The organism is Stenotrophomonas sp. GD03794, assembly GCF_029842145.1.
In the GTDB taxonomy this organism is placed as follows: domain Bacteria; phylum Pseudomonadota; class Gammaproteobacteria; order Xanthomonadales; family Xanthomonadaceae; genus Stenotrophomonas; species Stenotrophomonas riyadhensis.
In genome coordinates this window covers 1-11,090 of sequence record NZ_JAOCFV010000089.1, presented here as the reverse complement: position 1 = coordinate 11,090, position 11,090 = coordinate 1, and the positions used below count along the sequence as shown (strand labels likewise).

At 67.0% G+C, this 11,090-nt stretch carries 10 protein-coding genes; 6 read left to right on the top strand and 4 right to left on the bottom strand.

What is annotated here, in order from left to right:
* The 3 genes from N5D91_RS23770 to N5D91_RS23760 all read right to left on the bottom strand — a co-directional run.
* On the bottom strand, positions 1-1,186 hold a 1,186-nt coding region (locus N5D91_RS23770), incomplete at its 3' end, for an argininosuccinate synthase (protein WP_279922765.1).
* A gap of 119 nt (positions 1,187-1,305) precedes the next feature.
* Positions 1,306-2,316, bottom strand: coding sequence for an N-acetylornithine carbamoyltransferase (locus N5D91_RS23765; RefSeq protein ID WP_014037861.1), 1,011 nt, complete (start codon positions 2,314-2,316; stop codon positions 1,306-1,308).
* A 318-nt stretch (positions 2,317-2,634) separates the two neighbouring features.
* Positions 2,635-3,198, bottom strand: a complete 564-nt coding sequence (locus N5D91_RS23760; RefSeq protein WP_110712920.1) for a hypothetical protein — start codon at positions 3,196-3,198, stop codon at positions 2,635-2,637.
* A 188-nt stretch (positions 3,199-3,386) separates the two neighbouring features.
* On the opposite strand from N5D91_RS23760, the gene cysS reads away from it, so the two are divergent.
* Genes cysS through N5D91_RS23745 form a run of 3 tightly spaced genes read left to right on the top strand, consistent with a single transcriptional unit; the run spans position 3,387 to position 6,512 of the window.
* A complete protein-coding gene (gene cysS / locus N5D91_RS23755; RefSeq protein WP_110712921.1) occupies positions 3,387-4,763 on the top strand; it encodes a cysteine--tRNA ligase in 1,377 nt (458 codons plus the stop codon).
* Between the two features lie 52 nt (positions 4,764-4,815).
* A complete protein-coding gene (locus N5D91_RS23750) occupies positions 4,816-5,268 on the top strand; it encodes a SufE family protein (RefSeq protein WP_180855201.1) in 453 nt (150 codons plus the stop codon).
* A complete protein-coding gene (locus tag N5D91_RS23745; RefSeq protein ID WP_049401154.1) occupies positions 5,265-6,512 on the top strand; it encodes an MFS transporter in 1,248 nt (415 codons plus the stop codon). Before N5D91_RS23750 ends, N5D91_RS23745 begins: the two co-directional genes overlap by 4 nt.
* A gap of 663 nt (positions 6,513-7,175) precedes the next feature.
* Here N5D91_RS23745 and dksA read toward each other — a convergent pair.
* Complete coding sequence (dksA, locus tag N5D91_RS23740; RefSeq protein WP_110712923.1) at positions 7,176-8,405, bottom strand: RNA polymerase-binding protein DksA; 1,230 nt, start codon at positions 8,403-8,405, stop codon at positions 7,176-7,178.
* A gap of 271 nt (positions 8,406-8,676) precedes the next feature.
* Here dksA and yidD point away from each other — a divergent pair, with 271 nt between their 5' ends.
* The 3 genes from yidD to N5D91_RS23725 all read left to right on the top strand — a co-directional run.
* The gene (gene yidD / locus N5D91_RS23735) at positions 8,677-8,931 is read left to right on the top strand and encodes a membrane protein insertion efficiency factor YidD (RefSeq protein ID WP_014037867.1); all 255 of its coding nucleotides are present in this window, start codon (positions 8,677-8,679) and stop codon (positions 8,929-8,931) included.
* 1 nt (position 8,932) lies between these two features.
* Positions 8,933-10,279, top strand: a complete 1,347-nt coding sequence (locus N5D91_RS23730; protein ID WP_012480835.1) for a dihydroorotase — start codon at positions 8,933-8,935, stop codon at positions 10,277-10,279.
* Positions 10,279-11,090, top strand: an 812-nt coding sequence (locus tag N5D91_RS23725) for a M23 family metallopeptidase (RefSeq protein ID WP_279922764.1), incomplete at its 3' end; no start/stop codon positions are given. The genes N5D91_RS23730 and N5D91_RS23725, both read left to right, overlap by 1 nt.

Here is an 11,090-nt window from a genome sequence, read left to right as displayed (position 1 = left end):
TGACCTGCGCGTACAGGGTGGAGCTCATGCCGAACAGCTTGATGAAGCCCTCAGCCTCCTCCACGCCCCAGTCGGCCGACTGCGCGTAGGTGGCGCCCTTGGTGTTGAGCAGGTGCGGCGACTTCACCGCCACTGCATCGACGCGGCCGCCGCGGGTTTCCAGCACCACTTCGCCATTGACCTTGGCCTGCGAGGACTTCAGGAAGGCCTCGATGTCGGTCTTCAGCGGGTCGTGGTAGAAGCCTTCGTACACCAGCTCCACCCACTTGCGCGCCACGTCCGGCTTGAAGCGGTTCTGCTGCTTGGTCAGCACGGCGTCTTCCAGCGCGCGATGCGCGGCCAGCAGCGACACCAGGCCCGGGGCCTCGAACACGATGCGACCCTTCAGACCAATCACGGTGTCACCGGTGTAGACGCCGCGGCCAACACCGTAGGGGGCGAACAGCTTGTTGAGCTGGGCCAGGATCTGGTCGCCCGGCAGCGCCTTGCCGTTCAGTTCGACGGCTTCGCCCTCAACGAACTTCAGGGTCACGGTCAGCGCCTGTTCCGGCCACTCGCTGCGCGGTGCGCACCAGCCGCGGGCGCCCTCGCCCGGGGCTTCCCAGCGGTCGATCTCGCCGCCGGACATGGTCAGGCCCAGCAGGTTCTCGTTGATGGTGTAGGCCTGCTGCTTGGCACGCACGCCGAAGCCGCGCTCTTCCAGGTACTTCTGCTCGTAGGCGCGGGTCTGGGTGTGTTCCTTCTGGATCTCGCGGATCGGCGCGATGATCTGGTAGTCGCCCAGCGCCTTCACGGCCAGGTCGAAGCGGACCTGGTCGTTGCCCATGCCGGTGCAGCCGTGGGCGATGATGTTGGTGCCCAGTTCGGCGGCACGCTTCAGCGCGGCATCGACGATCAGGTAGCGGTCGGAGACCAGCAGCGGGTACTGGCCCTGGTAGCCCTCACCGGCCCACACGAACGGCTTGACGAAGCCTTCCCAGATGGCTGGGCCACCGTTGACGGTGACATGGCTGGCCACGCCCAGCTCGGCGGCGCGCTTTTCGATGAAATCACGCTCTTCATCATCCACGCCGCCGGTGTCGGCGAACACGGTGTGCACGTTGTAGCCGCGCTCCTGCAGGTACGGCACGCAGAAGCTGGTATCCAGGCCGCCGGAGAAGGCGAGAACGACGTCTTTGTTGCTCATGGGGATCAGGTCCACTTGGGGGATGGGAATTCGGTAGAGCCGACCGCTGGTCGGCTGAAATGTTGGATGCGCCGCTGCGGGAGCAGCCGACCAACGGTCGGCTCTACCCCTTGTTTGATTCAGCGCCCGGCAACCGCCGCCATGATCGCCTTCTGCACATGCAGGCGGTTTTCGGCTTCGTTGATGGCGATGCACTGCGGCGAATCCATCACCGCGTCGGTGGCCTTCACGTTGCGGCGCAGCGGCAGGCAGTGGCTGAACACACCGTTGTTGGTCAGCGCCATCTTCCGCTCGTCCACGATGAAGTGCTTGAACTGGTCGCGGATCGGCTTTTCCGGTTCCCAGTTGCCGAAGAACGGCAGCGCGCCCCAGCTCTTGGCGTAGACCACGTCGGCACCGGCGTAGGCGCTGTCGATGTCATGGCTGATCTTCAGCGAGCCGCCGCTCTCGGCCACGTTCTGCTCGGCCCAGCCCATGTAGCGGTCGTCGAGGATGTAGTCGGCGGTCGGACACAGCAGGGTCACGTCCATGCCCATGCGGGTGGCGATGGTCAGCGCCGAGTTGGCGACTGCGGTGTTCAGCGGCTTGGGGTGGTAGGTCCAGGTCAGCACGTACTTCTTGCCACGCAGGTCCTGGGTGCCGAAGTGCTCCTGCAGGGCCATGATGTGGGCCAGCTCCTGGCACGGATGGGTGATGGTCTCCATGTTGATGACCGGCACCGGCGAGTACTTGGCGAAGCTGTTGAGGACGATGTCCTGGCGGTCGTAGGCCCAGTCGATGAACTTGGGGAACGCGCGCACGGCGATGATGTCGCAGTAACGGCCCAGCACCTTGGCCACTTCAGCGATGTGCTCTTCGGTATCGCCGTCCATCACCGTGCCGAGGTTGAACTCGATCGGCCACGCATCCTTGCCCGGCTGCAGCACCACCGCGTGGGCACCCAGCTGGAACGCACCCAGTTCAAAGCTGGTGCGGGTGCGCATGGACGGATTGAAGAACACCAGCGCGATCGACTTGCCCTTGAGCTGGTCGCCGAGCTTGTTGCGCTTGAACAGCGCGGCCTGGGTCAGCAGCGCGTCGAGATCGCTGCGGCTCCAGTCCTGGGTGTTCAGGAAGTGCTTGGGGGACATCATCTTTCCTTGCGTGGCGGCGCCGGGTTCGACGCGGTGGAAGGGAAAACAGGAACCAAAGGTGGAACGAAAAGGTTGCAGTTGCAGCTTTCAGAACGCGAAAACGAAAAAACCCAGCCGGCGGGCTGGGTTTTTTTCGGACGAACAGCAAAAAGCTCCGGTTACCCAGCGAGGATGTGGGGTTCCGGTCGACGCGCACGCGAGGTCATGCCCGACGCCTGTCGGGCTGCGCTGCTGTCGTGCTGGAAGTCGGTGAGCTTCATGGTCATCCATCCTTGCATGCGGCCGGGGCCGGCGCAAGGGGCCGGGGTCGCAGAATCAGGGATTGCTGGCTGTACCCTGCTCGGGGCCGACCCAGGGGGTGATCGACACCCGGATCTTCAGCCGGTTGCCAGGGTCTTCCGGCAGCCGCGAGCGGTACTTGGTACCCTTGTAGACGTAGTCCACGTCGTAGGCGATGGGCCGGCGGAACTCACGCCCCACCGGCACGATGCGGCAGTCGCGGGTCAGCATCGGGCCGTTGTTGGCCGGCGCTGGCGCCGGCGTCTCGACGGCAGTCTCCTCGGAGACCTCTTCATCGCTGCGCTTGAACATCGAGCGCACCGAGTCCCAGAAGCGGCTGATCCGTCCCTTGTCCTCGACCGGCTCTTCACCGGTGACATTGACCGGGGCCAGGGTCCGGGTCGAGATCGGCTCGCAGTGCTCTTCGGTCCGCGTCGCGCGCAGGGTCTGGAACACCGGCTCGACGTTCAGCACCTGCGCATAGTCGAACTTCACGTTCTCGACGATCACCACCCGGTTGCGCGGCTCGGCCTCCTGCGCCTGGGCCACGGCAGCCGTCGCCGACAGGCAGGCCAGGGTCAGCAACGCGGTGGATTTCATTGGCGACGGGAGCAAGGACACGGCAATAGTGTAGGCAGTGGCGAGCGCAAGGGGCTGAACATTACCCGTCCGCGCCGCTCCTGCCCACCCCACCCCGGGTGGAGCTGGCGTCCACCGGTGGCAATGGGTGCCCCCAAAGGGGGCCGACACGTTCTAAAATCACAGGCTTGTCCCCCAGCCACAGCCCCATGACCCTGCGCCTGCACAACAACCTGACTCGCCAGCTCGAACCGTTCACCCCGCTCGACCCGGCCTGTCCGACCCTGTATGTGTGCGGCCCGACGGTCTACAACTACGTGCACATCGGCAACGCCCGTGGCCCAGTGGTGTTCGGGGTGCTGGCCGACCTGCTGCGGCGCCGTTTCGGCGCGCTGCGCTACGCCCGCAACATCACCGACGTGGACGACAAGATCAATAACGCCGCGCGTGAGCAGGGCGTGCCCATCAGCACCATCACCGACAGGTTCGCCGCCGCCTACCGTGAAGACATGGCCGCGCTGGGCGTGGTGCCGCCGGACATCGAGCCGGAAGTGACCGCGCACATCCCGCAGATCATCACCATGATCGAGCAGCTGATCGCCAATGGTCATGCCTACGCCGCCGAAGGCCACGTGCTGTTCGCGGTGGCCAGCTTCGAAGGCTACGGCAAGCTCTCGCGCCGCGACCCGGAAGAGATGCTGGCCGGCGCCCGCGTCGACGTGGCCCCGTACAAGCGCGACCCGGGCGATTTCGTGCTGTGGAAGCCGTCCAGCGACGACCTCCCTGGCTGGGCGTCTCCCTGGGGCCGTGGCCGCCCGGGCTGGCACATCGAGTGCTCGGCGATGGCCGCCGCCCACCTGGGCGAGACCATCGACATCCATGCCGGCGGCGTCGACCTGCAGTTCCCGCACCACGAGAACGAGCTTGCGCAGAGCGAGTGCGCCCACGGCGGCAAGATCTTCGCCCGCTTCTGGCTGCACAACGGCATGCTCAACTTCGGCGGCGCCAAGATGAGCAAGTCGCTGGGCAACATCGAACGCGTGCACGACCTGGTCCGCCAGCACCCGCCGGAAGCGCTGCGCCTGGCCCTGCTGTCGGCCCACTACCGGCAGCCGCTGGACTGGTCCGATGGCCTCATCGAGCAGTCGGTGCGCACCCTGGACCGCCTGTACGGCACGCTGCGCGAGCTGGCGTCGGTCGAGGCCGTCGTGGCGATCCCGGCCACAGTCGAGGCGACCCTGGATGACGACCTGAACACCCCGCAGGCACTGGCCGAAGTGGCCCGCATCGCCGCAGATGCACGCCGGGCCACCGACCCGGCCGAACAGGCGCGCCTGAAGGGCGAGCTGCTCGGTGCCGGCCTGGCCCTGGGCCTGCTGCAGGCCGATCCGGCGCAGTGGTTCGGCACCGCGGCCAGCGATGACGGCGAAGATGCCCGCATCCAGGGCCTGATCGACGAGCGTGCCGCCGCCAAGCAGGCGCGCGATTTCGCCCGTTCCGACGCCATCCGCGACCAGCTGGCGGCCGAGGGCATCGTGCTGGAAGACACCCCGCAGGGCGTGCGCTGGTCGCGCAAGCGCGGCTGACCACCCTGCCCCGTGGCCGGTCCGCCGGCCACGCTCCACTGTAGAGACTGTTGTGACTGACTCCCCGTTCCCGCTTGAACCCACCGCCGCCGAGGCCCAGACCGCCATCGCCGAGGAATTCGGCTTCTTCGGCGACTGGTCCGAGCGCTACCAGTACCTGATCGACCTCGGCCGCAAGCTGCCCGCCTTCCCGGACGAATGGAAGACCGAGGAGCACCGCCTGCTCGGCTGCCAGTCGATGGTCTGGATCGTGCCGGAAGGCAATGCGCAGTCGCTGCGCTTCCACGCCATCAGTGATTCGGCCATCGTTTCCGGCCTGATCTTCCTGGCCCTGCGCGTGTACTCCGGGCGCTCGGCGCAGGAGATCCTGGATACCCAGCCCAGCTACATCCAGGACATCGGCCTGGCCCGCCACCTCTCGCCCACCCGCAGCAACGGCGTGGCGGCGATGCTGGCCTTCATCCGCGAGACCGCGCAGGCCCAGCTGCAGCGCGACCCGTCGTGAGCGAACCCGCCACGGCCGAAGACACTGCGCTGGGGCTGCTGTCCCGGCCCGGTTTTGCCAAGCTGCTGGCCTACCGCATCTTCGCGATGCTGTCCTACCAGGTGGTCGCGGTCACCGTCGGCTGGCACATCTACGAAGTCACCCGCAATCCGTTCTCGCTGGGCCTGGTTGGCCTGGCCGAGGTACTGCCGTTCTTCTGCGTGGCGCCGTTCGCTGGTTATCTGGTCGACCACCTGCCGCGCCGCCGGCTCGGCATGGTCGCCTGCTCCGGGTTGATCGCCACCGCGCTGGTGTTGACCGGCGTGGCCAAGGGCTGGCTGCCGTTCGAAGGCGTGTGGCCGATCTATGCGGCCATTGCGCTGACCGGCATGGTCCGCGCCTTCCTGTCGCCAATCTACAACGCACTGTTCGCCCGCGTGCTGGCCCGTGACCAGTTCGCACGTGGCGCTGGCCTCGGCGCCGTGGTGTTCCAGGCCGGCATGGTGGCCGGTCCGGCATTGGGCGGCGTGCTGGTCGGCTTCGGCGGCAAGGGCCTGTCCTACGCGGTGGCCACGGGCTTCGCGCTGGTGGCGATGGCCTGCCTGGCCACGCTGAAGGTGGAAGAACCGGTGCATACCGGCCCGGCCGCCCCGATCTTCAAGAGCATCGCTGAAGGCGCGCGCTTCGTGGTCGGCAACCGGATCATGGTCGGGGCGATGGCGCTGGACATGTTCTCGGTGCTGCTGGGCGGCGTGGTGGCGATGCTGCCGGCGTTCCTGCACGAGATCCTGCACCACGGCCCGGAAGGCCTGGGCATCCTGCGCGCAATGCCGGCGCTGGGCTCGGTCTGCGTTGGCCTGTGGCTGGCGCGCCACCCGCTGCACCGCAATGCCGGCCGCGTGCTGCTGTTCGCGGTGGCCGGCTTCGGCCTGTGCGTGATCGGCTTCGGGCTGTCGCAGCACTTCTGGCTGTCCGCGCTGATCCTGCTGTTCTACGGGGCCTTCGACGGCGTCTCGGTGGTGATCCGCTCGACCATCCTGCAGCTGGCCACGCCGGAAGAAATGCGCGGCCGGGTGTCGTCGATCAACGGCATCTTCATCAGTTCGTCCAACGAACTGGGCGCGTTCTATGCCGGCACGATGGCGAAGCTGCTCGGCCTGGTGCCGGCGGTGGTGCTGGGCGGGTTCGCGGTGCTGAGCGTGGCCGGGATCACGGCGTGGAAGAACCCGACATTGCGGAAGCTGAATCTTCGCGACCTGCAGTGAGCCTGTAGAGCCGAGCCCATGCTCGGCTGCGTATTTCCGTGCGCCCACGCGCCGATAGCGCCAGGCCATGCCCGGCGGGCTCTTTCCGTGACCACGGTGGGGTGTCACTTTTCTTTTCACGCGAAAAGAAAAGTAACCAAAAGAAACGCGCCGCCATCCGCGAGCCGGCGCTGCGCGCCGGTACCCTGCGCTCCTCGGCGAATCAGGGGACGGCGCGGAGAGCCAGCCGACTAGCAGTCGGCTCTACAGGATAGAGCCGCCTCTTCGCCCCTGATTCCCCTGCGGTGCTCGGCTCGCTACAAGGCGGACCCAACAGCCGCGAGCGCACGCATGACCGCCCTTGGTAGAGCCAAGCCATGCTTTTGCTTTTGCTTTTGCTCTTCCTTGCTCTCCGCCTTCGGCCCGAGCCGGGCATGAGCTCGGCTTTACAGCAACCGCGCACGCAGGAAACCGTAGAGAGCCTGCGGGTGGGGCCGGGCAGGACCGTCCGCGGCATGGATGCCGCGGCCGAGCTTACAGGGATGTACTTGCAGCGTGTCCTGCCCGGCCCCACCCGCAGGCTCCCTCCTATACCTGGAAGGCGCCGTTCTACCCAGCCAACCACACCCAACAAAAAACCCGGCCGAGGCCGGGTTTTTCGCATGACCAGACAACGATCAGGAATCAGTCGCCCTGCTGCTTCTGCAGGTGCTCCCAACGCTCCTGGGCGTCGATGGTGCGCTCGGCGGTCAGGCGCGCTTCCAGGCGCTCCAGGCCGATTTCTTCGCCGGTGTCGACGCAGTAACCGTAGTCGCCGGCTTCCAGGCGCTTCAGGGTGCTGTCGATCTTGCCGATCAGCTTGCGGTAGCGGTCACGGGTACGCAGTTCCAGCGAGTTCTCGGTCTCGCGGGTCGCACGCTCGGCTTCGTCGCCGATGTCACGCACTTCCTCGCGCAGGTTCTCGATGGTCTGCTTGGACTCTTCCACCAGGTCCGCACGCCAGTTCTGCAGGCGCTGACGGAAATATTCCTGCTGCAGCGGGCTCATGTATTCCTCTTCCGAGGACGGCTTGTAGCCAGCCGGCAGGATCGGGCGGCCGGTGGCCTCGTCGGTCTTGTATTCGACCACCTTGTACTTGCTGCGCGGGGCCGGTGCCGCCGAGCGGGCGGCGACGGCCACGGCAACCTTGCCGACAGGGCGCGACACGGTCTTCGGGGCGGAATCGGATTTCACGGCGGTTTTGGCAGGCGATTTCGAAACGGGCACGGGATTCTTGGATTGCGGGGCCTTCGAAGCAGCAGGAGCGGCGGCCGGGGCCGGCTTGGGGGCCGGTTGGGCTGCTGCCACTGCCACGGTCTTGGCCGGGACAGGCTTGGCCGGAGCCGGCTTGGGGGCAGGCTTCGGTGCGGACTTCACTACGGGGGCCGGGGTCGGCTTTGCGGCCGGCGCGGCAACATTCTTGGTGACTTTCTTTACAGCGGCAGGCGTGGCCGCCGGTTTAGCCGCAGCAACCTTCTTCGCTGCAGGCTTGGCGACCGGCTTGACCGCAGCCTTCTTCACCACCGCCTTCGGCGCCGGCTTGGCTGCTGCCTTCTTCGCTACCGGCTTGGCGGCGGCCTTCTTCACCGGCGCGGCCTTGCTGGCAGCCTTCTTCACCACCGGCGCCTTCTTGCTGGCAACGGCAGGTTTGGCCTTGGCCGGCGCGGCGGCCTTCTTCGCCACCGGCTTGGTTGCCTTGACCGGCGTTTTCTTTGCGGTGGCCTTCCTGGCCGCCGGTTGCGAGGATGCTGCCTTGGTCGCCGGCTTGCTGGCCGGTTTCCTGGCAACGGGCTTTGCCGCCAACTTCTTCACAACAGGCTTGGCGGTTTTCTTGGCGGCCGTTGCGGCCTTCTTTGCAGTTTTTTTAGCAGCCACGAAACGCTCTTCCTTGGATTCCCCGGGGCCCGGGAAAGCGGGCCTTTATAGCCTACCCGACCCGCAGCAGCAACCTCGGCACCCTGCTCCATTCAGTCCTGGAGTCAAGGCGCCCAAGGGGCAGTCCGACGAACACGGACCGCCTTGCGCGGTACGGAACCTGGCCAGCACCCGAAGGTACTGGTACCGGTCGCAGGCCATCGGCGACATGCGACCAACGGCCCATCCTGCACAAATGCGGCCTTCATGCCAACTGGCATAAGATGACTGGGTGATCTCGCGCCTGCTCATTGCCCTGCTGCGCTTCTACAAGCGCTTCATCAGCCCCTTGCTGGGGCCACGCTGCCGTTTCGTGCCGAGCTGTTCTGAATACGCGATGGACGCCATCTCGCGGCACGGCCCGCTGCGCGGCAGCTGGCTGGCTGCGCGCCGGCTGGGCCGCTGCCATCCGTTCCATCCTGGCGGCTTCGACCCCGTGCCCGAGTCTCCCAACGCCCCCTCTTGCCGTTGCACAGGAAAACACTGACATGTCCTCCACCCTCATCACCAACGCCCGCATGGTCAACGAAGGCCGCACCTTCGACGGCGACCTGCGCATCGAGAACGGCCGCATCGCGCAGATCGGCAGTGGGCTGGCGCCGCGCGACGGCGAACAGGTGGTGGACGCAGCCGGGCGCTGGCTGCTGCCCGGCATGATCGACGACCAGGTGCACTTCCGCGAGCCGGGCCTGACCCACAAGGGCGACATCGCCAGCGAATCGGCGGCGGCCGTGGCCGGTGGCCTGACCAGCTTCATGGACATGCCCAACACCAACCCGCCGACGCTGGATTCGACCATCCTCGAAGCGAAGTACGAACTGGCGCGCGGTCGCGCCTGGGCCAACTATGGCTTCTACCACGGCGCCAGCAATGACAATCTGGACGCCATCCGTGCGCTGGACCCGAAGAAGGCGCCCGGCGTGAAGGTGTTCATGGGTGCTTCGACCGGCAACATGCTGGTCGACAACCCGGAAACGCTGGACGCGATCTTCCGCGAATGCCCGACGCCGATCATCACGCACTGCGAAGACACGCCGATGATCGATGCCAACCTGAAGGCCTTCCAGGAGAAATATGGCGACGCGCTGACCCCGGACATGCACCCGGACATCCGCTCGCGCGAGGCCTGCATCAAGTCGACCCGCCTGGCGATGTCGCTGGCGCGCAAGCACGGCACCCGCCTGCACGTGCTGCACATCTCCACCGCCGACGAACTGGCGCTGTTCGAGAAGGGCCCGCTGATCCGCGCCGACGGCAGCCGCAAGCAGATCACCGCCGAAACCTGCGTGCACTTCCTGCACTTCGCGCGCCCGGACTATGCGACCAAGGGCAACCTGATCAAGTGCAACCCGGCGATCAAGGAAGTGTCCGACCGCGAGGCGATCACCGCCGCGCTGGCCGACGACGTGCTGGACGTCCTGGCCACCGACCACGCGCCGCACACCTGGGAAGAGAAGCAGAAGCCGTACGCGCAGGCACCGTCGGGCCTGCCGCTGGTGCAGTACGCGCTGGTGGCCGCGCTGGAACGCGTGCACGAAGGCAAGCTGACCCGCGAGCAGGTGGTGCAGAAGTTCGCGCATGCGCCGGCACAGCTGTTCGACGTCGAGGAGCGCGGCTTCCTGCGCGAGGGCTACTTCGCCGACCTGGTGCTGGTCGAGGACGTGCCGTTCACGGTCAAGCGCGAGGACGTGCTGTCCAAGTGCGGCTGGTCGCCGTTCGAAGGCACGACCTTCCGTTCGCGCGTGGCCTCCACCTGGGTCAACGGCCAGCTGGTGTGGGACGGCAGCAAGCTCGTTGGCGAGCCGGCCGGCCAGCGCATGACCTACGACCGCTGATGCGCTCCGCACTTCTGATCGGGGCGCTGCTGGCCGCGCCCCTGTTCACCGCACCGTCGGCGCAGGCACAGGACGGCATCGGCAGCCTGATCGACAGCCGCGTGGTGTTCCCGGCCAGCGCGTCGCAGGGCGCACTGGTGATCGGCAAGGTACCCGCCGGCAGCCGCGTGCAGTACGCCGGCCGCCAACTGCGGGTGAGCGGCTATGGCAGCGTGGTGTTCGGCATCGGCCGCGACGAGAAGGGTCCGCTGCGCGTGCAGGTGCAACGCCCTGATGGTGGCAGCGAGACCGCGACCATTGCGGTGACCCCGCGCGACTGGCCCACCGAGCGGGTCAACGGCGTGCCGCCGAAGACGGTCAACCCGCCGCCGGCGATTGCCGAGCGGATCAAGCGCGAACAAGCACAGGTGACCGCCGCGCGTGCCCGCGATGACGACCGTACCGACTTCACCCAGACCTTCATCTGGCCGGTGCAGGGCCGCATCAGCGGCCGCTTCGGCAACGCACGCGTGTACAACGGACAGCCCGGTGCCGGTCATTCCGGCATGGACATCGCGGTACCGACCGGCACGCCGGTGAAGGCGCCGGCCGCCGGCATCGTCACCTTCGCCGGCCCCGACCTGTACCTGACCGGCGGCACCCTGCTGCTCGACCACGGTTTCGGGGTCAGCTCCAACTTCCTGCACCTGTCGCGCATCGACGTGAAGGTCGGCGACCGTGTGGAACAGGGCCAGGTGATCGCTGCGGTCGGCGCCACCGGCCGTGCCACCGGCCCGCACCTGCACTGGGGCATGAACTGGTTCGATACCCG

Bases quoted from the DNA above. Each gene is read 5' to 3' on its own strand.
- N5D91_RS23765 (WP_014037861.1), bottom strand. From the start codon at position 2,316: ATGTCCCCCAAGCACTTCCTGAACACCCAGGACTGGAGCCGCAGCGAT.
- N5D91_RS23760 (WP_110712920.1), bottom strand. From the start codon at position 3,198: ATGAAATCCACCGCGTTGCTGACCCTGGCCTGCCTGTCGGCGACGGCT.
- cysS (WP_110712921.1), top strand. From the start codon at position 3,387: ATGACCCTGCGCCTGCACAACAACCTGACTCGCCAGCTCGAACCGTTC.
- N5D91_RS23730 (WP_012480835.1), top strand. From the start codon at position 8,933: ATGTCCTCCACCCTCATCACCAACGCCCGCATGGTCAACGAAGGCCGC.